The sequence below is a fragment of the Streptomyces sp. NPDC058751 genome (assembly GCF_042746485.1).
Taxonomy (GTDB): domain Bacteria; phylum Actinomycetota; class Actinomycetes; order Streptomycetales; family Streptomycetaceae; genus Streptomyces.
In genome coordinates this window covers 52,734-72,665 of record NZ_JBHYPZ010000005.1, presented here as the reverse complement: position 1 = coordinate 72,665, position 19,932 = coordinate 52,734, and the positions used below count along the sequence as shown (strand labels likewise).

The following is a 19,932-nucleotide window of genomic DNA, read 5'->3' as shown; positions in this document are numbered from 1 at the left end:
CGGTGGGACGGGTGTGAGGACGGATGTCCCACTCGAAGTGTGACCGTGTGCACATAAGTGCTCCGCGGTCACGGGAGTACCGGCCGTCGGGGAGTCCGGTGCCGGGCGGCGCGCCGCCGGCGGGGCCGTCGGCGCGTCCCCGTAGGGGCTGGGGGTTCATCGCCGGGCGATCCTCCGCAGGACGTCCATGCGCAGGATCACCATCGTCCGACGGCCCGTCAGCACCGCTTCCCGCTCCCGGAGTTCCTTCAGCAGGCGCTGGACCATCTCCCGGGACGCCCCCACCGAGCCCGCCAGCTCCTGTTTGCTCAGCGGGACGGAGAGTTCGACGCCCTCCTCGGTGCGCCGGCCGTTCGTGCGGGCCAGGTCGAGCAGGAGCGCCGCGAAGCGCTCGCGGACGCTCATGGAGGCGAACTCCAGGCGGCGGCGGTCGGCGGCGCGGGTGCGGTCCGAGGTGAGGCCGAGGAGGGCGAAGGAGACCGCGGGGGAGCGGGCGAGGAGGTCCCGGAAGTGTTCGCGTACGAGCGCGACCGTGCGGACCGGTTCCAGGGCCGTGACCGTCGCGGAGCGCGGTCGGCCGGTGAGCGCGGCGGACTCCCCGACGATGTCGCCGGGGCCGCGCAGCGCGAGCAGCGCCTCGTAGCCGTTGGCGGCGGACGCCGTCACCTTCGTCCAGCCGTGCGTCACGATCAGCACGTGCGACGAGGGATCGCTCTGGCGCAGGAGCACCGTCCGGGGCGTGAAGGACAGTTCGTGGCCGAGGGACAGCAGCGCGGAGCGGTCCTCGTTCTCCAGGCGTGCCAGGAACGGCACCCGGTCGTCCAGGCTCTCGTCCCCGCTCAAGGGCGCAGCCGCCATGGTCCATCCCCCGTCCCCCGGGCCAGCCCGTCGCGACGCACCGTGACCGGCGCGTCGCAATGGGTCAACGTCATCACCCAGTGTGTGCGGTGCGAACCGAATCGGGGACTTTCATCGCGGAACCGGTGACAAGCTGCGCCAAGTGTGAAGTGCCCCGAGAATGGATCGGGAGAAGTCCGGCGTGTCGGGCACCACGGCATTTGTTTTGACCGAAGTCCGTGAGGTAGGTACGCTCATACCTTGTGCCTGGGGTGTGCCCTGGCTCTCGTGCGTGCCTTCAGACCGCAAGGGGAGCCGTAAGTGGCCACCGCGATCTGCGCCCTTTCCGCCTTGCGGCGAGGGGTCTGCAGCATTCGACACACCCGACCGCGTGGGTCGGTGGCGTTCCAGGTTAGCTTCACCATTCGGCACACAGAAACCGGAGAAGTAGTGCCTACGATCCAGCAGCTGGTCCGGAAGGGCCGGCAGGACAAGGTCGAGAAGAACAAGACGCCCGCACTCGAGGGTTCGCCCCAGCGTCGTGGCGTCTGCACGCGTGTGTTCACGACCACCCCGAAGAAGCCGAACTCGGCCCTGCGTAAGGTCGCGCGTGTGCGTCTGACCAGCGGCATCGAGGTCACGGCCTACATTCCGGGTGAGGGACACAACCTGCAGGAGCACTCCATCGTGCTCGTGCGCGGCGGCCGTGTGAAGGACCTGCCTGGTGTTCGTTACAAGATCATCCGCGGTTCCCTCGACACCCAGGGTGTCAAGAACCGCAAGCAGGCCCGCAGCCGCTACGGCGCCAAGAAGGAGAAGTAGAAATGCCTCGTAAGGGCCCCGCCCCGAAGCGCCCGGTCATCATCGACCCGGTCTACGGTTCCCCTCTGGTGACCTCCCTCATCAACAAGGTGCTGCTGAACGGCAAGCGCTCCACCGCCGAGCGCATCGTCTACGGCGCCATGGAGGGTCTGCGTGAGAAGACGGGCAACGACCCGATCATCACGCTGAAGCGCGCGCTGGAGAACATCAAGCCGACCCTCGAGGTCAAGTCCCGCCGTGTCGGTGGTGCGACGTACCAGGTTCCGATCGAGGTCAAGCCCGGTCGTGCCAACACGCTCGCGCTGCGCTGGCTGGTCGGTTACTCCCGCGCCCGTCGCGAGAAGACCATGACCGAGCGTCTGCTCAACGAGCTTCTCGACGCCTCCAACGGCCTCGGCGCCGCTGTGAAGAAGCGTGAGGACACCCACAAGATGGCCGAGTCCAACAAGGCCTTCGCGCACTACCGCTGGTAGTCGCTACCCACATCGAGACCGAGAGAAGACTGAAGCCTTATGGCTACCACTTCACTTGACCTGGCCAAGGTCCGCAACATCGGGATCATGGCCCACATCGACGCGGGCAAGACGACCACCACCGAGCGGATCCTCTTCTACACCGGCGTCAGCTACAAGATCGGTGAGGTCCACGACGGCGCCGCCACCATGGACTGGATGGAGCAGGAGCAGGAGCGTGGCATCACGATCACCTCTGCTGCCACCACCTGTCACTGGTCGCTCGAGGACGTCGACCACACGATCAACATCATCGACACCCCGGGCCACGTCGACTTCACGGTCGAGGTGGAGCGCTCGCTGCGCGTCCTCGACGGTGCCGTCACGGTGTTCGACGGTGTCGCGGGTGTCGAGCCGCAGTCCGAGACGGTGTGGCGTCAGGCCGACCGTTACGGCGTGCCGCGCATCTGCTTCGTGAACAAGCTGGACCGTACCGGCGCCGAGTTCCACCGCTGTGTCGACATGATCGAGAGCCGCCTCGGCGCCGTCCCGATCGTCATGCAGCTCCCGATCGGTGCCGAGATGGACTTCAAGGGCGTTGTGGACCTGGTCCGCATGAAGGCGCTCGTGTGGTCCGCCGAGGCGGCCAAGGGCGAGATGTACGACGTCGTCGACATCCCGGCCACGCACGCCGAGGCCGCCGAGGAGTACCGCGGCAAGCTGGTCGAGACCGTCGCGGAGCACGACGACGAGATCATGGAGCTGTTCCTGGAGGGCCAGGAGCCCACCGAGGAGCAGCTGTACGCCGCGATCCGTCGCGTCACCATCGCGTCCGGCAAGTCCAGCGACGTCACGGTCACCCCCGTGTTCTGCGGTACCGCGTTCAAGAACAAGGGCGTCCAGCCCCTGCTCGACGCGGTCGTGCGCTACCTGCCGACCCCGCTTGACGTCGAGGCCATCGAGGGCCACGACGTGAAGGACCCCGAGGTCGTCATCAAGCGCAAGCCGTCCGTGGACGAGCCGCTGTCCGCGCTCGCGTTCAAGATCATGAGCGACCCGCACCTGGGCAAGCTCACCTTCGTCCGGGTCTACTCGGGCCGCCTCGAGGCGGGCAGCGCTGTGCTGAACTCCGTCAAGGGCAAGAAGGAGCGCATCGGCAAGATCTACCGCATGCACGCGAACAAGCGTGAGGAGATCGAGTCGGTGGGCGCCGGCGACATCGTCGCCGTCATGGGCCTGAAGCAGACCACCACCGGTGAGACGCTGTCCGACGACAAGAACCCGGTGATCCTGGAGTCCATGGACTTCCCGGCGCCGGTCATCCAGGTCGCCATCGAGCCCAAGTCCAAGGGTGACCAGGAGAAGCTGGGTGTCGCCATCCAGCGTCTCGCGGAGGAGGACCCCTCCTTCCAGGTTCACTCGGACGAGGAGACCGGCCAGACCATCATCGGTGGTATGGGCGAGCTGCACCTCGAGGTGCTGGTCGACCGTATGCGCCGTGAGTTCAAGGTCGAGGCCAACGTCGGCAAGCCGCAGGTCGCGTACCGCGAGACGATCCGCAAGGCCGTCGAGCGTCTTGACTACACCCACAAGAAGCAGACCGGTGGTACCGGTCAGTTCGCCAAGGTGCAGATCGCGATCGAGCCGATCGAGGGCGGCGACGCCTCGTACGAGTTCGTGAACAAGGTCACCGGTGGCCGCATCCCGAAGGAGTACATCCCTTCGGTCGACGCGGGTGCGCAGGAGGCCATGCAGTTCGGCATCCTGGCCGGCTACGAGATGACGGGCGTCCGCGTCATTCTTCTCGACGGTGGCTACCACGAGGTCGACTCCTCCGAGCTCGCCTTCAAGATCGCCGGTTCGCAGGCCTTCAAGGAGGCCGCGCGCAAGGCTTCTCCCGTGCTCCTCGAGCCGATGATGGCCGTCGAGGTCACCACGCCCGAGGACTACATGGGTGAGGTCATCGGCGACATCAACTCCCGCCGTGGCCAGATCCAGGCCATGGAGGAGCGCATGGGCGCCCGGATCGTCAAGGGTCTGGTCCCGCTCTCGGAGATGTTCGGCTACGTCGGAGACCTCCGCAGCAAGACGTCGGGTCGCGCGAGCTACTCGATGCAGTTCGACTCCTACGCCGAGGTTCCGCGGAACGTCGCCGAGGAGATCATCGCGAAGGCCAAGGGCGAGTAACACAGCTCGTTTACACGCTTTAGGCTTGACACCGACCGCCGGGGTTCGACCGGCAAGGGAGAACCCCGGCGGACGGCACCCCAGCAAAGATCACCTGGCGCCGATGAGTAAGGCGTACAGAACCACTCCGTAGGAGGACCCCAGTGGCGAAGGCGAAGTTCGAGCGGACTAAGCCGCACGTCAACATCGGCACCATCGGTCACATCGACCACGGTAAGACGACCCTCACGGCCGCCATTACCAAGGTGCTGCACGACGCGTACCCGGACCTGAACGAGGCCTCGGCCTTCGACCAGATCGACAAGGCTCCCGAGGAGCGCCAGCGCGGTATCACGATCTCGATCGCGCACGTCGAGTACCAGACGGAGGGCCGTCACTACGCCCACGTCGACTGCCCCGGTCACGCTGACTACATCAAGAACATGATCACGGGTGCGGCGCAGATGGACGGCGCCATCCTCGTTGTCGCCGCCACCGACGGCCCGATGCCGCAGACCAAGGAGCACGTGCTCCTGGCCCGCCAGGTCGGCGTTCCGTACATCGTCGTCGCCCTGAACAAGGCCGACATGGTGGACGACGAGGAGATCCTGGAGCTCGTCGAGCTCGAGGTCCGTGAGCTCCTCTCCGAGTACGAGTTCCCGGGCGACGACCTGCCGGTCGTCAAGGTCTCGGCGCTCAAGGCGCTCGAGGGCGACAAGGAGTGGGGCCAGACCGTTCTGGACCTCATGGCCGCCGTCGACGAGTCCATCCCGACCCCGGCTCGTGACGTCGACAAGCCGTTCCTCATGCCCGTCGAGGACGTCTTCACGATCACCGGTCGCGGTACGGTCGTCACCGGCCGTATCGAGCGTGGTGTCCTGAAGGTCAACGAGACCGTCGACATCATCGGCATCAAGACCGAGAAGACCACCACCACGGTCACCGGCATCGAGATGTTCCGCAAGCTGCTCGACGAGGGCCAGGCCGGTGAGAACGTCGGTCTGCTCCTCCGTGGCATCAAGCGCGAGGACGTCGAGCGCGGCCAGGTCATCATCAAGCCGGGTTCGGTCACCCCGCACACCGAGTTCGAGGCCCAGGCCTACATCCTGTCCAAGGACGAGGGTGGCCGCCACACGCCGTTCTTCAACAACTACCGTCCGCAGTTCTACTTCCGTACGACGGACGTGACGGGCGTTGTGACCCTCCCCGAGGGCACCGAGATGGTCATGCCGGGTGACAACACCGAGATGACCGTCGCGCTCATCCAGCCGGTCGCCATGGAAGAGGGCCTGAAGTTCGCCATCCGTGAGGGTGGCCGGACCGTGGGCGCCGGCCAGGTCACCAAGATCACGAAGTGACCTTGTGCCTGACCCGGTAGCTTCAGCCTGAGCTGAGCTTCCACGAAGGGGCCCGTACGACTTCGGTCGTACGGGCCCCTTTCGCATGCCCGGGAGCGGTCGTGCGGTGAGGCGAGGGGCCTCTGTCCCGCCGCTCGCGCCCGTCTCGCCAGTTGGTCGTATGCGTATACGAAACTCGCGCAGGCGTACGGTGTCGAGACGATCCCCGCAGGTGAAACGATTCCTGCCGCCTGTATGCAGAATCACGTAACGCAGACGTAATTCAGGAGTAACACTGTAGGGGCGGTCTTCCGTCTCTGGGCGGGGGATCCATAGGACTGCGCACCGGCAACGGCGCCGAGCGCACCCCGTCCGGTCGTACCGGAGTGCCGGGGCCCCAGGCGTCCGCCGTGTGCGGGTGAGCCCTGGCCCCTTACGCCGATGCCGCCGGAAACGACCCGGTCGAAACCGACCCCGGTCAGCCGTTCCGGCAACCCCCGTCTGAAGGGACCCCAGGTGACCCGCCCCGACACCAAGAGCCGTATCGCCTCCTTGCTCGTCGACATCGAGCGGCGCAATCCCGCGCAGCCCGAGTTCCTCCAGGCCGCGCACGAGGTGCTCGAAACGCTGGCCCCGGTCCTGACGCAGCGCCCGGAGTACGCCGAGGCGGCTCTCGTCGAGCGCGTGGTGGAGCCCGAGCGGCAGATCATCTTCCGCGTCCCGTGGCAGGACGACCACGGCAAGGTGCACGTCAACCGGGGCTACCGCGTGGAGTTCAACAGCGCGCTCGGCCCGTACAAGGGCGGTCTGCGGTTCCACCCGTCGGTGAACCTCGGCATCGTGAAGTTCCTCGGCTTCGAACAGATCTTCAAGAACGCCCTGACCGGTCTCGGCATCGGCGGCGGCAAGGGCGGCAGCGACTTCGACCCGCGCGGGAAGTCGGACTCCGAGGTCATGCGGTTCTGCCAGTCGTTCATGACGGAGCTGTACCGGCACATCGGTGAGCACACGGACGTGCCGGCGGGCGACATCGGCGTGGGCGGCCGGGAGATCGGCTACCTGTTCGGCCAGTACCGCCGCATCACCAACCGCTGGGAGGCCGGTGTCCTCACCGGCAAGGGCACGGGCTGGGGCGGTTCGCTGATCCGTCCCGAGGCGACCGGCTACGGCAACGTCCTGTTCGCCGCCGCCATGCTGCGGCAGCGCGGCGAGGACCTGGAGGGCCAGACCGCGGTCGTCTCCGGTTCCGGGAACGTCGCGATCTACACCATCGAGAAGCTCGCCGCCCTCGGCGCCAACGCGGTGACCTGCTCCGACTCGACCGGCTACGTCGTCGACGACAAGGGCATCGACCTCGAACTGCTCAAGCAGATCAAGGAGGTCGAGCGCGGCCGGGTCGCCGACTACGCGGCACGGCGCGGCGCGTCGGCGCGGTTCGTCGCGAACGGCAGCGTCTGGGACGTGCCGGCCGACGTGGCGCTGCCCTCGGCCACCCAGAACGAGCTGGACGCGGCCGCGGCGGCCACGCTGATCGGCAACGGCGTCAAGGCGGTCTCCGAGGGCGCCAACATGCCCACCACCCCCGAGGCGGTCCACCTCTTCCAGAAGGCGGGCGTCGCCTTCGGCCCCGGCAAGGCGGCCAACGCGGGCGGTGTCGCGGTCAGCGCGCTGGAGATGAGCCAGAACCACGCCCGTACCTCGTGGTCGCGCGAGCGGGTCGAGGACGAGCTGACCCAGATCATGAACGGCATCCACGACACCTGCCACGAGACCGCCGAGCGCTACGGCGTCCCGGGCGACTACGTCAGCGGCGCGAACATCGCGGGCTTCGAGCGGGTCGCTTCCGCGATGCTGGAGCAGGGTGTGATCTGACCCGGTGACTTCGGTCTGAGCCGAGCTTCAGAGGGGTCCGTACGATTTCGTCCGTACGGGCCCCTTCACCGTGTCCGGGTCAGGTGCCCGGGTAGAGCGGCAGGTCCGCCGTGGAGATCGTCCAGTCGGCGATGGTGACGTCCTCGCCGTAGACGAAGTCCTTCCGGGTCGCGTAGCGGGGGCCGTCCGGGGTGGGGTGGATGTCGGTGAGAACGGCGCCGGTGCCGGTGCGGGGATCGAAGATCGCGTAGACGGGGATGCCCATCAGGGGGTAGTCGCGTGTCTTGCTCACCCAGTCGTTGTCGGGGTTGGAGCGGGAGACGACCTCGATGGCCGCGATGAGCGTACGTGGATCGAAGCTGCCCGGGACCTCCATGTCGGCGAGCGCGATCACCATCACGTCCGGGCGTCGCATGATGCCCTCGGGCGCGTTCTCGACATCTGGCTCGCCCGTGTGGGCCACGTTCTCGTCCGGCATCACTTTTTCGAGCCGTTTCCGCAGGTGCAGGGTGGTCAGCTCATGTGGGCCGATGGGCGCCATCATGTCGTGGACGATTCCTTCCTTGGTGACCTCGAACTTGCCGGGCAGGGTGTCGTCCATGGACTGAACGAAATCGCGCATGGCCCGGTACCGGTGGGCGGCGCCCTGCTGCGCGTTGTCCGGGGCGATGGTCATGGCGCTCGCTCCTCGTCTGTGCCCGGGGGCAAGGATCGTCCCGTTCATGCTAGGCGGCTCCCGGAGGATCGGATCGGCAGTCGCGGCAGCGGCCGGGGGCGGGCTCCGGCGCTGCCCGCGCGGTCGTCACCCATGGGGCCCTTCTCCGCCGCGTGCCGTGCCCAGAACTCGTCCTCGTCCCACTGCCGGGCCCTTTTCAGGTGCCGCAGCCGGGTCTCGGCGCGCCGCCGACGCTCGGCGTACTCCCGCAGTGCCAGGTCGACCGTCTCCTTCTCCGAAGGCGCTGGAGCGCAGCCCCTAGGGCAGCCCGGCGATCGCCGCACCCGCGCGGAGCGTCACAGGTAGCCGTGTGTCTCCAGCTCGCGCAGGGCCGCGGCGATCTCGGTCGGGCTTTCGGGGAAGCGGGCGGAGAGCGTCTTGATGTCGACGGGGGTGCCGGTGGGGACGGACTGGATGTAAACGCCCAGCCCGATGGCGACTCCGGACAGCTCCGGGTGCTGGGCGAGGTCGTTGCTGACCACCGTGAAGTTTTCGGTGAGCGGGACGTTGTCGTGGATGAGACCGCCGTGGTCGGAGCCTCGGTCCGGGTGTCCGTCGGCGGTGGGCCATGACTTGGCGCGCGTGGGTACGCCGGCGTTTTTCGCGCTCATCATGAAGGGACACCTTTCTGGGCGGTCAGGCACTCGTGCTGGGATCGCCGTTCCGGCGGGGCCGTCGCACGGCTGGGCTCGTGCTGTGTCGTACTGAACGTAAGACGGGCAACCAGCCTTGAACCCGGTCGAGTTGGCGATGTTCACCCGCGAGAGTGAGGTGGCGGGTATCGGGCGTGATGCATGACGCCGTTCTCGGGTGCGATGAGTCGGCGGAAGCGGTCGGCCAAAGGTCCTACGGTCGCCGACGACGGCCCGGCAGGGCGGACGTGTCTACGGTTCGAGTGGGATCGACGTCTGTTCGGCGGCCGGTCCGAGGTACGTGTATTCCGTGGACCTCGCGGTGCCCACGGAGTCCAGCCGCTGCCGGAAACGGACCCGGAAATGGACGTTGTCCCCGAGGCCGGGGCGCATCCGCAACAGCTCCTCGGGCTCCTCGAAGCGGACGTCATAGGCCGGCGCGTTCTTGGCCGTGCCCGTCTTGACCTTCACCCAGCCACTCTCGCGCAGCTCGGTGACGCGGCCCGAGATGGTGATCGGCTGATCGCGGTCCCGTGTCTCGCTGAGGCGTTCGACGTAGTGTCTGCCTCGTTCGGTCAGCCGGGCGCGGCGCATGCCGCCGTCGGCGCCGTACCAGGTCACCCCCAGGTCCAGGTCGTACTTGCCGAGCGCACGGGACAGCGTCTCGACGGTGTCGAAGAGCCGTGCCCACTCGCGGACGTCGCTCTCGGACTCCAGCGCGGCCAGCAGTTCGGTCAGTGCGCTCATGCCGGTGCTCGCGGCGGATACGACGGGAGCCCCGAGGACGTCCGGCTCCGGGGGGACGGCGGGGACGACAGGCCGGGCGTGGACCACGGTGCTACCCGCCGAGATTCCCGTGAGCTCCAGCTGGACGGGTGTACGGGCGGCGACGGAGACCGCGTGCTCGACGGGCCCGAGGAGGGCGTCACCCCACTGGAAGCGGAGGGCGCCGGCGTCCGTGTCCGGACCGGTCAGGCGGAGCTGGAGTTCTTCGTCGAGCCGGGCATCCGGTGCGTACTCGCGTGCCGCGGCGAGTCGGCTCGCCCGGTGCTCCGCCTCGATCTCCTCGTCGTCCCTGTCCTCGGTGCCCATCTCGTCCAGCAGGCGCGCGGTGACGTCAGCCATCGCCTCCGGATCGTCCGCCAGGAGTTCACGCCTGCGCTCTCGGGGACTTCCGCCGGTCACAGTCGCACCTCCAGGTATCCGCGTGCCGGAGCGGCACTCTCTTCCGACGGCGAGCGGTCGTCCTGGTCGGGCAGCCTGCGACGCTGCCACCAGTCGTCCCACACACCTCGTTGGGTGAAGTATGTCTGTTCGTCGGGAGTGAAGAGTTCTGGCCGGAAGATATGGGCAACGGGCTGGTACCCGATTCTCAGCGGCGAGACGCCGAACTTCTCCCTCATCCTCTCGCGGCTCTGAAAAGCGGTGGTCAGCCACTTGGAGCCGGGCTTTCCCCGTACCGCACGCTCCGCACGCGTGTCGATCAGGAGGGTGGCGTCGACGTTCCCGGGATCGGGTTTCGTGCTGACGAAGCTGCCGCCGAGCCACAGCCTGTGGACGAGCGGGAGACCGGCCAGCGCGTCCGCGTACACATCCTCGAGCGTGAGGAAACGGTCGAGGTAGTCGCGGAGGCCGTCCCACAATCCCGTGCGTGTCGCGGAATCCAAGAATTCCGGTGCGCTGACCAGCAGGGACTCTGCTTCGTCGAAGGAGACGGAGTACCGGCCCAGGGGAAGGAATCCGCTCGCGGCGAAGGATGGCAGCACATGAGGTCCTGTCGGGTGACGGGGTTCATCTTGGTGGGTCGGTCAGGGAACTGCTGGAGATGCCTGGAAGGCGGCCTTTCGATGTGCACGACGGGCAGGTACCTGGTTCGGGGCCACGGAATGCCAGGTCGCAGTTGTCGCAGTTCTGGAGGGGGTGGCGGACGGTCGGGGGCGGCGCGGGGGCACGGAACGGGGGTGGTGGCGGCAACTGGGCCGTGAGGCGGTGGGCGATGAGGGCGGCCGGGCGGTGCAGGGGTTCGTCCGGCAGGGCGCTCGTCAGGGCGTGGCGCACGGCGGTGGGGGTGAGGTCGCGTTCCAGCCAGGCGGCGACGCCGGGGGCGAGGTGTTCGGTGTCGGTGGCGGAGAGGAGGAGGCGGGGGTCCTCGCGGCGGAGTCCGGCGAGGAGGTCGATGGCTGTCCGGAGGAGGGCGGGGGAGGGGCACGAGGGCTGGGGGACGGCCGGGAGCGCCTTGCGGCGGGGGCGGTCGGCCGGGGCCGGGCGTCGGGCCGGTGACTCGGGGGCTGTGGTCGCCGCCTGTGTGCCGTGGCGTCCAGGGTTGTTGCAGAAGATTGTGCGGGTGGCGATCCGGCCGTCGGACGTGCGTTCGCGGGTGCGGCGCAGGTAGCCGTGGGTCTCCAGCTCACGCAGGGCGGCGGCGATACGGGTGGCGCCCTCGGAGAAGCGGGCGGAGAGCGTCTTGATGTCGACGGGGGTGCCAGTGGGGACGGACTGGATGTAGAGGCCCAGCCCGATGGCGACTCCGGACAGCTCCGGGTGCTGGGCGAGGTCGTTGCTGACCACCGTGAAGTGAGAGGTGAGGCGGACGTTGTCGTGGACCACGCCGGAATGCGGGCGTCTGCGAGGGTGATTCTTGCCCGGGATACGGGACTGGGGGCGTGCGGGCGCGCTAGGGTTTTCGGTGTCCATCGGGAAGCTCCTACTTCCTCGGTGGTCAGGCCCTCGCACTGGGATTGCTACTCCCGGCGGGGGCCGTCACATTTTCTGCCGCAGGTCCACGGTCGGCCTGCGGTCGTGCTCTGTCGCGCTGAGCGTAGGGCAGGCAACCCGTCCCAAATCCAGTCCAGTTGGGCATATTCACTCGGGGGAGTGATGCCGCGCCGCGGGCGGGAGGGGTGGGGCTTGGTGGGGTTCTTTCTCCCCGGTGGTTCTTAGGGAAGACCGCTGGTCACGCCGAGGCACGGGACTTCACGCTCCGGTTTCCGGAGTCCCAGTTCGGCCCAGACGGTCTTGCGCGGGGGCGGCCCTGGCGTCACGCCCCAGCGGTCCGCGAACGCGGTCACGAGGAGCAGGCCGCGGCCCGACTCGGTCTCGGCCTCCGGCACGCCGAGCCGGGGAAGCCGGTCACCCATCGTGTCCGTCATCTCGACGCGGAGGGTGTCGCCGATGACGTACAGCGTGAGACGGAAGTCCCGTCCCGGTACGCGGCCGTGCGTCGCCGCGTTGTTCGCGAGCTCCGCGACGACCTGGTCCGCCGGGCTCAACGGGAGCTCCCAGGAGCGGAGTTGTTCGGTCGCGAGCAGCCTCGCCAGACGTGCGCCGCGTGGCGTGGGGGACAGCAGCACGCTGAAGTTGCGGACGGGTTCGACACGTTGGGCTTCGCGCCCGGCGGTTTCCTGATTCACATCACTCAGCGTGTCCGACCCTGCCTACTCTGAGCTGCGATGACGCCTGTGCGTACAGGGACTGTCCGGTCGTTGTCCCGATCTGTCCCGGCTGTCCCGGGTGTCGTACGGGAACGGTGGGCGTTGGAGGTGGGTGGGTGTGAGCAGCGAGAGCGCGGACGAGCCGGGGTGGGACGTGAGCCCCGAGGACGAGATCGCCCCGGTGGTCGAGGCGACCGGCCGCCAGGTCAGGCTGTGGCGGGAGGCGGCCGGGATGCGGGTGGTCGACTTCGGGCGGGCGATCGGGTACGGGGAGGACCTGGTCCGGAAGGTCGAGAGGGGTGCCCGGATCCCCCGGGCGGACTTCCTGGACCGCGCGGACGACGTCCTGAACGCCGACGGGCACCTCAGGGCCTTCAAGGAGGACATGGAGAAGGCCCGGTACCCGAAGAAGGTGCGCGAGCTGAAGATGCTGGAGGAGCGGGCGGTCGAGTTGCTGCTGTACAGCAACCACAACGTCCATGGGCTGTTGCAGACGGAGGAATACGCACGGGCGCTCTTCGGTACGTGGCGGCCCACGTTGTCGCAGGATGAGTTGGAACGGGCTGTGGCCGCGCGCATGGCCAGGCAGTCCGTTTTTGACCGCTCGCCCGCTCCGGAACTCAGCTTCGTACAGGAAGAGGTGACCCTGCGTCGTCCGGTCGGAGGCACAATGGTGCTCCGACGCCAGCTCGAACATCTGCTTGAGGTAGCCGAGTTGACGCATGTCGAGCTCCAGGTGATGCCTATTGCGCGTGCCGATCATCCCGGTGCGGCTGGGCGGATCCAGGTGCTGAAGTTCGGGGATGGCACGGCAGTGGGACGTACTGATGACGAGTTCAACGGGCGTCCGGTCTCCGACCCGAGGCAGCTCCGGATTCTCGAATTGAGGTACGGCATCATCAGGGCCCAAGCTCTCTCCCCGGGGGAGTCGCTGGCCTTCATCGAGCGAGTGCTGGGAGAGACATGACCCATGCGACCTCCCCCGAGGACACCTCGGGGCTGACGTGGTTCAAGAGCAGCTACAGCGACAGCAGCAACCCCAGTGACTGCGTCGAGATAGCCCCTACCCCCACCACGATCCACGTCCGCGACTCCAAGAATCCGGGCGGCGCCCGTCTGGCGATGGCCCCGGCGGCCTGGACGGCGTTCATCGGCTTCGCCGCTCAGGGCTGACCGGGGGAGCGGAGATCCACCCGCAGAGCTACGCCCGTACCGTCTTCGCGGCCCTCGGCGGAGTCGTCGAGATCGGCGCGGTGAACCACACCGGCACCTGGGACCTGGCCGACGTCTCGGTGGGGGACTTCCTGGCGCCCAGGGGCGGGGAAGTCGCGCGGATCATGGCGGCGATCCGGACGATCGGCCGGTTCGACGACCCCGTCATGGCCATCTCGGAGGAACTCGGGTACCTCAGGGAGCACCCGGTGACTCCCGAGTTCCTGCTGCTCTGGTCGGCGGGCGTCGCCTGGGACCCGGAGTCGTCGGAGGACCTCGCGTATCTGAAGGACCCGCGGGTGGTGCGCCGGATGTGCCGCATGGGCGCGGACCTCCAGCTGGCCCATCTGCTGGACGCCTTGGTGACCGCCGGAATCGCGGCCGGGGTGGACGCCGAGGAGGGCGGGAACCTGACCGCCGGGATCGTCCGCATCGCCTGTGAGCTCGTGGGTGATGCCGGTCGCAGCACTCCGGAGGGCGTGTTCCGGATGTGGCGGGTGGCCGAGTTGCCGGACATCCTGCGCCCGGGCTCCGGTGCACCGGAGCCCGGCAAAGCGGGGTACAGGGCCTACGACGCGGAGCTGGAGCGGCTGTTCGCGCCCGGGTGAGACCCACCCGCCTCCCCCCGGGAAACGGTCACTGCATGTTCTGCACGTGCGGATGGTCGTACGACGCCACGCACACGTAGATCTGCATCGCGTAGCCGCGTCCGATGTTGAGCCGTGTGGCGCAGGCCGGGCCGAGGAAGTGCAGGCCGTCGTAGCCGGCGTCCTCCAGGGGGCGCCAACTGCCGCTGCCGCCGTCCCATTCGGAGCCGTCGATGGTCAGCAGCGGGCGCACGTCCGAGCCGCACTCGGGGCAGGACATCGGGAACGGGTCGCTGAAGCTCCAGGGTGCGTGGCCGCCGAGCTTGCAGCCGGGGGCGACGCTGAGGTCGTACTGATAGTCGACGGTCTCGACGTCGCCCTCCTCGCTCTCCTCGACGTCGCCCTCCTCGCCTTCCTCGCTCTCGTCCTCCTCGTCCGGGTCCTGTTCCTCCTCCCACGCCTCGATCCGCTCCGCCAGTTCCTCGGGGAGCTCGTGCGGGGCCGGGTACTCGGTGACCGTCTCGGGGTGGAGGAGGCAGGGCTCGGGCAGGTAGTCGTCGTTGCCGATCACCGAGGGCTCGGGGGGCGCGGCGAGCGGGTCGGTGACGTCGGCGGAGGACCGCCAGTACAGCTCCACGGCGGGGAGGTGGTCCTCGTCGTGGTCGAACGGGCACCACAGGACCTGGAGCAGGTCCGTGCCGGCCGGGCGGGGCAGCGCGGGGACGTCGGCGGCGTAGAGCTGGGCCGCGGGGACGAGCGGGACCGGGCCGTCCTGCGGTATCCGCCTCTCGGCGTTGGCGCGGTCGACGACCTCGCGCTCCTCGGGGGTGAGCAGGTCGGCGCCCTCCGCGCGGGGCCGGGTCCATGCCTCGCCGAGGACGCGCCGACCCTGTCGTACGTCACCGGGGGCCAGGCCGAGGTGCGTGGGCGCGTCGTGGTCCGGGCAGGTGGGCCAGGGCTCGCCGGCGGGCCACAGCAGGGGGCCGCCGATCGAACTGTCCTCGGCCGTCGGCGCGCCCGGACGCGGATGCAGCCGGACGGCGGTGCGGGCCAGCGGCGCGAGCTCGGGGAACGGGACGGTGATGTCGAGGGGCCGCGGGGGAGTGGTGCGAGTCATGGGGAGAGGCTACGAGCCCAACGGCCGCCGCCCTGCGGGTGGATGGGCTGATTCCGGGCTCGGCGCGCCGGTGGCGCACGGGCCCGGGGCCGGTGGCGCACCCGCGCCCCGCCCCGCGACGGCCGTCGTGCCGCATGGGTGTTCCCTGTAAGTTCGCTTGTGCGTACGGGTGTTGTCGAGGCAGACGTGACGGGGGTTGCGGCATGGCGGGGAACCGGCCGGGTGACTGGCATGTGCTGGATCTGGACCGGGATCCGACGCCGGGTGATCCGGACCGGGTGCGGAAGCTGTCGAAGGACCTGCACGATTTCGCCGACGACGTGTCGGACGCGTTGCGGCTGATCAAGGGGATGGCGGGTGAGGACGCGGTCCTGGCGTGGGCGGGGAAGTCGGCGGAGGCGTTCCAGGCCGAGTTCTCGGATGTGCCGAAGCAGCTGAAGAAGCTGAAGAAGTCCTACGAGATGGCGGGGGACGCGCTCGCGGACTACTGGCCGAGGTTGGAGCGGGCGCAGGCGCTGGCGGACAAGGCGCTGGCGCGGGGGCGGGAGGCGCAGGCCGATCTGACGTCCGCCAAGTCCCGTCTGTCGTCGGCCGATTCGTGGGTGACCCGGGCCAACAAGGAAGCGGACAAGTACAAGGACGACCCGACCGGCAGCAAGGACACCGAGAAGCCGGACGAGGCGAAGGTCCGCGCCGCCACGAGGGACGCCCAGCACGCCAAGTCCGCGCAGACCAGCGCCCGGTCGGACGTGACGGACGCGAACAGCGCGCTGGACGCGGCGAAGAAGATGGCCGCGGACGCGCGGAAGATGCGGGAGGAGGCGGCGCGGGACGCGAAGTCGAAGATCGACGAGGCGTCGGACGCCGGTATCCGCAACCGGAAGTGGTGGGAGGAGGTCGGGGACTGGTTCACCGACAACTGGGACACCATCGTCACGGTGTGCAAGGTCGTGGTGGCGGTGCTCGGGATCATCGTGATGATCATCGGTGGGCCGATCCTCGGCGCGATCGTGCTGATCGCGGCCCTGGTCGTCCTCGCCGACACGCTGAACAAGTACGCGAAGGGCCAAGCCTCCCTATGGGACGTGGCCTTCGCGGCGCTGGACTGCATCCCGGGCATGAAGGGGCTCACCACCCTCGGCGGACTCGCCAAGGGGCTCAAGGGCGGCCTTGCCGCGATGAAGGGGCTCAAGGGCGGGCTGAAGGGGATGAGCCTGGCGGCGCGGGGGCTGGGCAAGAACGCCCGTGGCATGCTCGTGGACGGTGCGAAGGGCGCGTACAACCGGCTCAAGAACGCGGTCCGCTCCAAGGGCAGCGACCCCGTGGACATGGCCACCGGGGCCATGTATTTCCCGGAGACCGACGTCAGTCTGCCCGGCAGCTTGCCCCTCGTCTTCACGCGCAGGGCCGCGTCCGATTACCGGACGGGCTGGTGGTTCGGCAGCACCTGGGCCTCCACGGTCGACCAGCGCCTGGAAGTCGACGGAGCCGGCGTCGTGCTGGTCACCGAGGACGGATTGCTCCTCAGTTATGCCCATCCCGTGGAGCCGCAGCGATCGGTCCTTCCCGAGACGGGCCCGCGTTTCCCCCTGACCCGTCTCGGTGACGGCCGCTACCGAGTGGACGACCCGCTCACCGGCATCACTCGTGAGTTCGACGTTCCGGTCGACGGCATCGCTCTCCTCAAGCGCATATCCAACCGCAACGGTGAAACGATCGATTTCGATCACGCCCCCGACGGAACCCCGTTCGCGATCCGGCACTCCGGTGGCTACCGAATCGAGGTCACGGTCACTGACGGTCGGGTCACGGCTCTTCACCTCGCGGGCGCGGGCGAGGACGGTTCGAACCTCCTCCTGCGCTCCTACGGCTACACCGACGGCTGCCTCACCACCGTCGTCAACGCCGCGGGCCATCCGATGCGGTTCACCTATGACGAGCGGCACCGCATCACGTCGTGGACCGATCGCAACGGCCGCGGCTACTCGTACGCGTACGACACGGCGGACCGATGCGTAGCGGAAGGAGGGGAGGCGGGGCACCTCAGCCTCAGCCTGGACTACGACGGCATCGACGCCGCTTGGCCCGATGCCCGGATCACCACCGTCACCACGGCGGAGGGCGCTGTCAGCCGGTTCGTCGTCAACGACAGGTGCCAGGTCGTCGCCGAGATCGATCCGCTCGGCGGCACGACCCGCACGGCATGGGACGAGCACCACCGGCCGACCTCCTGGACGGACGAGCTGGGCCACACCACGACCAGGAGCTACGACGACCTCGGTCGACTCCTCGAGGTCAGGCGCCCGGACGGTGCACCTGTGCGTCTCGCGTACGACACCCGGGGCCACCTCGTCACCACCGTCCGCCCGGACGGCCGGGTGCTGCGTCGGGAGTACGACGCCCGCGGCAACTGCGTCACGGTCGTCAAGCCCGGTGGAGCGACGACTCGTTACACCTACGACGACGCCGGACACCTGTCATCGGTGACTGATCCGGCAGGGGGCCTCACCCGGGTGCGGTGCAACCCGGCGGGCCTGGCCGAACACGTCACCGATCCCCTGGGCGGTGTCACGCGCTACGCACACGACGCCCTCGGCCGCGTGGCGACGGTCACGGACCCCCTGAGCCACATGACCTCCATGGAGTGGGGCGCGGACGGCGAACTGACGCGGCGCACCGACGCGGACGGGCGGACGGAGGTGTGGACGTACGACGCCGAGGGGAACCGGGTCAGCCACACCGATGCCATGGGAGCCGTCACACGCTTCGAGTACGGCCACTTCAATCTGCTCGCGGCACGGACCGGGCCCGACGGCGTCCGCCACACCTTCGCGTACGACCCCTCCCTGCGGCTGATCGAGGTGGGCCGCCCTGACGGTCGTCACTGGACGTACGAGTACGACGTCGCGGGGCGACTCGCCTCGGAGACGGATTTCGACGGGCGGTCCAGGTACTACGGCCGGGATGCCAAGGGCCAGGTCGTCCTGCGCAGGAACGGGCTCGGGCAGACGGTCCGCATCACCAGGGACACCTTCGGTCGCATGATCGTCAAGGACGTGGACGGTGCGGTGAGCACGTACACCTACGACCTGAACGACCGTCTCTGCGAGGCCGTGGGCCGGGACGCCACGGTGGTCCTCCGGCGAGACCCCGAAGGACGCCTCCTTTCGGAGACCGTCAACGGCCGGACCACCACCTTCACGCACGATGCGGCGGGGCGGACGCTGAGCCGCACCACCCCCACAGGTGTGACCAGCACGAAGAGGTACGACAGCCGCGGCGAGGTCGCCCAGGTCAGTACCGAGGGACGCACTCTCGACTTCCGCTACGACGAGGCACGGCGACTGCTTTCCGTCGGTGTGGACGACGCTCTGTCGCTGAGCCGCGGGTACGACCGACTCGGCAGAGTCACGACGCAGGCCGTTGCCACCGGCGACGGGCGCACCGTGAGCGACCGCTCCTACCACTACCGCGCCGACGGGCATCTGATCGGCATCGACGGCCTGAACGGGGAGAGCCGGGACTTCGAGCTGGATGCCGCCGGTCGTACCACTGCCGTACGGGCGGAGGACTGGCTGGAGTCCTACGCGTACGACGAGAACGGAGCGCAGACGGACGCCGCCTGGCCGAGTCGGCACCCCGGCCAGGCGGCGGTGGGCCCTCGCGCCCACGGGGGCGGCCGGATCGTCAGGGCGGGAGCCACCCGTTATCGGTACGACGACCAAGGGCGGTTGATCCGTCGGCACCGCACGCGCCTCTCACGCAAGCCGGAGACCTGGGCCTACACATGGGACGCGGAAGACCGACTCACCTCCGTGCACACCCCCGACGGGACGTGCTGGCGATACCACTACGACCCGATGGGACGCCGCATCGCCAAGCAGCGCCTGGCCGTCGGGGGAACCACCGTGGTGGAGGAGACCCGTTTCACCTGGGACGGAGCCACTCTCTGCGAGCAGGTCACGACCGACGCCGAAGGCACTCAGCCCGTGGCCCTGTCCTGGGAGTACGACGGGCTGCGCCCCATCGCCCAGACCGAACGCACCCTCACCGCCTCGCACGAAGAGATCGACTCACGGTTCTTCGCCATCGTCGCCGATCTGGCGGGTGCTCCCACCGAACTTGTCGGTGAGGACGGCGGCGTCGCCTGGCAGGCGCGGAGCACGCTGTGGGGGGTCACCGCCTGGAAGAGCGGAGGCCGCGCCTATACGCCGCTTCGATCCCCTGGGCAGTACTACGACTCCGAGACCGGTCTGCACTACAACGTGCACCGCTACTACGACCCGGAGACGGCGGGCTACGTCAGCCCCGATCCGCTCGGTCTGGGGCCCGCTCCGAATCCCTTCCTCTACGTCCTCGATCCACTTCTCATGGCCGACCCGCTCGGGCTCTACGAGATCGGCAAGCCGGACCCCGCGAGTCAGGCAGGGAATCTGCCGATGCTCGCCGACAAGATCGCGGCGCACGGAGACATCAAGAACAGAGGGATTCCGGGCGTCGACGACCTGGACGTGCCGGAGCACTTGGAGGATCTGATGACCAACTCCCCAGGTATCCGTATGCGAAGCACTCCGTCGGGCAATCCTCGTTTCGCCTGGTGGGACGATGCGACGGGAACGATGCTGATCCGGGAAGGGGACAACGGGACCTTCATGCAGCCCGATGACGGCTATGAGTACTTCCTGAAGCAACTGAAGGAGTGATTGCGTTGACGCGGACAGAGGGGCCCACCCCGTCGCGCCGGGGCAGGAA

Annotated in this window: 17 protein-coding genes; 9 read left to right on the top strand and 8 right to left on the bottom strand. The window is 68.5% G+C overall.

What is annotated here, in order from left to right:
- Window positions 1–156: 156 nt before the first annotated feature.
- Window positions 157–858: a Crp/Fnr family transcriptional regulator gene (locus ACFW6B_RS07020; RefSeq protein ID WP_386592845.1), complete on the bottom strand. Its 702-nt coding sequence runs from the start codon at window positions 856–858 to the stop codon at window positions 157–159.
- Window positions 859–1,287: 429 nt separating this feature from the next.
- On the opposite strand from ACFW6B_RS07020, the gene rpsL reads away from it, so the two are divergent.
- The 5 genes from rpsL to gdhA all read left to right on the top strand — a co-directional run bounded on the left by rpsL (window position 1,288) and on the right by gdhA (window position 7,486).
- A complete protein-coding gene (rpsL, locus tag ACFW6B_RS07015; RefSeq protein ID WP_003948652.1) occupies window positions 1,288–1,659 on the top strand; it encodes a 30S ribosomal protein S12 in 372 nt (123 codons plus the stop codon).
- A 2-nt stretch (window positions 1,660–1,661) separates the two neighbouring features.
- Complete coding sequence (rpsG, locus tag ACFW6B_RS07010) at window positions 1,662–2,132, top strand: 30S ribosomal protein S7 (RefSeq protein WP_003992340.1); 471 nt, start codon at window positions 1,662–1,664, stop codon at window positions 2,130–2,132.
- Window positions 2,133–2,171: 39 nt separating this feature from the next.
- Window positions 2,172–4,298: an elongation factor G gene (gene fusA / locus ACFW6B_RS07005; protein WP_386592843.1), complete on the top strand. Its 2,127-nt coding sequence runs from the start codon at window positions 2,172–2,174 to the stop codon at window positions 4,296–4,298.
- Between the two features lie 143 nt (window positions 4,299–4,441).
- Complete coding sequence (gene tuf / locus ACFW6B_RS07000) at window positions 4,442–5,635, top strand: elongation factor Tu (RefSeq protein ID WP_386592841.1); 1,194 nt, start codon at window positions 4,442–4,444, stop codon at window positions 5,633–5,635.
- A 495-nt stretch (window positions 5,636–6,130) separates the two neighbouring features.
- Window positions 6,131–7,486: an NADP-specific glutamate dehydrogenase gene (gene gdhA, locus ACFW6B_RS06995; RefSeq protein ID WP_386592839.1), complete on the top strand. Its 1,356-nt coding sequence runs from the start codon at window positions 6,131–6,133 to the stop codon at window positions 7,484–7,486.
- 79 nt (window positions 7,487–7,565) lie between these two features.
- Here gdhA and ACFW6B_RS06990 read toward each other — a convergent pair whose 3' ends face one another.
- From ACFW6B_RS06990 to ACFW6B_RS06965, 6 genes are all read right to left on the bottom strand, one after another.
- The gene (locus tag ACFW6B_RS06990; protein ID WP_386592837.1) at window positions 7,566–8,162 is read right to left on the bottom strand and encodes a Uma2 family endonuclease; all 597 of its coding nucleotides are present in this window, start codon (window positions 8,160–8,162) and stop codon (window positions 7,566–7,568) included.
- A gap of 335 nt (window positions 8,163–8,497) precedes the next feature.
- A complete protein-coding gene (locus ACFW6B_RS06985) occupies window positions 8,498–8,815 on the bottom strand; it encodes a hypothetical protein (RefSeq protein WP_386592835.1) in 318 nt (105 codons plus the stop codon).
- A 270-nt stretch (window positions 8,816–9,085) separates the two neighbouring features.
- Window positions 9,086–10,018, bottom strand: coding sequence for a hypothetical protein (locus ACFW6B_RS06980; RefSeq protein ID WP_386592833.1), 933 nt, complete (start codon window positions 10,016–10,018; stop codon window positions 9,086–9,088).
- On the bottom strand, window positions 10,015–10,599 hold the full coding sequence (locus ACFW6B_RS06975) for a DUF6932 family protein (protein WP_386592831.1): 585 nt from the start codon (window positions 10,597–10,599) through the stop codon (window positions 10,015–10,017). The genes ACFW6B_RS06980 and ACFW6B_RS06975 overlap by 4 nt, the downstream gene beginning before the upstream one ends.
- 25 nt (window positions 10,600–10,624) lie before the next feature.
- Complete coding sequence (locus tag ACFW6B_RS06970; protein ID WP_386592829.1) at window positions 10,625–11,527, bottom strand: helix-turn-helix domain-containing protein; 903 nt, start codon at window positions 11,525–11,527, stop codon at window positions 10,625–10,627.
- Window positions 11,528–11,769: 242 nt separating this feature from the next.
- On the bottom strand, window positions 11,770–12,243 hold the full coding sequence (locus ACFW6B_RS06965) for an ATP-binding protein (protein ID WP_386592827.1): 474 nt from the start codon (window positions 12,241–12,243) through the stop codon (window positions 11,770–11,772).
- A 139-nt stretch (window positions 12,244–12,382) separates the two neighbouring features.
- On the opposite strand from ACFW6B_RS06965, the gene ACFW6B_RS06960 reads away from it, so the two are divergent.
- The 3 genes from ACFW6B_RS06960 (at window position 12,383) to ACFW6B_RS06950 (ending at window position 14,084) form a co-directional block, all read left to right on the top strand.
- Window positions 12,383–13,231 carry a helix-turn-helix domain-containing protein gene (locus ACFW6B_RS06960; RefSeq protein WP_386592824.1) on the top strand — a complete coding sequence of 283 codons (849 nt, stop codon included), beginning with the start codon at window positions 12,383–12,385 and terminating at the stop codon, window positions 13,229–13,231.
- Window positions 13,228–13,437, top strand: a complete 210-nt coding sequence (locus tag ACFW6B_RS06955; protein ID WP_386592822.1) for a DUF397 domain-containing protein — start codon at window positions 13,228–13,230, stop codon at window positions 13,435–13,437. The genes ACFW6B_RS06960 and ACFW6B_RS06955 overlap by 4 nt, the downstream gene beginning before the upstream one ends.
- 80 nt (window positions 13,438–13,517) lie before the next feature.
- On the top strand, window positions 13,518–14,084 hold the full coding sequence (locus ACFW6B_RS06950; RefSeq protein WP_386592820.1) for a hypothetical protein: 567 nt from the start codon (window positions 13,518–13,520) through the stop codon (window positions 14,082–14,084).
- Between the two features lie 28 nt (window positions 14,085–14,112).
- On the opposite strand, the gene ACFW6B_RS06945 is transcribed toward ACFW6B_RS06950, so the two are convergent.
- Entirely contained in the window at window positions 14,113–15,180 is a 1,068-nt protein-coding gene (locus tag ACFW6B_RS06945; protein WP_386592819.1) for a hypothetical protein, read from the bottom strand.
- A 203-nt stretch (window positions 15,181–15,383) separates the two neighbouring features.
- Between ACFW6B_RS06945 and ACFW6B_RS06940 the strand changes: the two genes are divergently transcribed.
- Entirely contained in the window at window positions 15,384–19,883 is a 4,500-nt protein-coding gene (locus tag ACFW6B_RS06940) for a DUF6531 domain-containing protein (protein ID WP_386592817.1), read from the top strand.
- The last annotated feature ends 49 nt before the right edge of the window (window positions 19,884–19,932 follow it).

What these genes read in the sequence shown, in the direction of transcription:
- ACFW6B_RS06945 (WP_386592819.1), bottom strand. Translation starts at nt 15,180, where the DNA reads ATGACTCGCACCACTCCCCCGCGGCCCCTCGACATCACCGTCCCGTTC.
- ACFW6B_RS06985 (WP_386592835.1), bottom strand. Translation starts at nt 8,815, where the DNA reads ATGATGAGCGCGAAAAACGCCGGCGTACCCACGCGCGCCAAGTCATGG.
- ACFW6B_RS06970 (WP_386592829.1), bottom strand. Translation starts at nt 11,527, where the DNA reads ATGGACACCGAAAACCCTAGCGCGCCCGCACGCCCCCAGTCCCGTATC.
- fusA (WP_386592843.1), top strand. Translation starts at nt 2,172, where the DNA reads ATGGCTACCACTTCACTTGACCTGGCCAAGGTCCGCAACATCGGGATC.
- ACFW6B_RS06940 (WP_386592817.1), top strand. Translation starts at nt 15,384, where the DNA reads ATGGCGGGGAACCGGCCGGGTGACTGGCATGTGCTGGATCTGGACCGG.
- ACFW6B_RS06990 (WP_386592837.1), bottom strand. Translation starts at nt 8,162, where the DNA reads ATGACCATCGCCCCGGACAACGCGCAGCAGGGCGCCGCCCACCGGTAC.
- ACFW6B_RS07020 (WP_386592845.1), bottom strand. Translation starts at nt 858, where the DNA reads ATGGCGGCTGCGCCCTTGAGCGGGGACGAGAGCCTGGACGACCGGGTG.
- ACFW6B_RS06955 (WP_386592822.1), top strand. Translation starts at nt 13,228, where the DNA reads ATGACCCATGCGACCTCCCCCGAGGACACCTCGGGGCTGACGTGGTTC.
- rpsG (WP_003992340.1), top strand. Translation starts at nt 1,662, where the DNA reads ATGCCTCGTAAGGGCCCCGCCCCGAAGCGCCCGGTCATCATCGACCCG.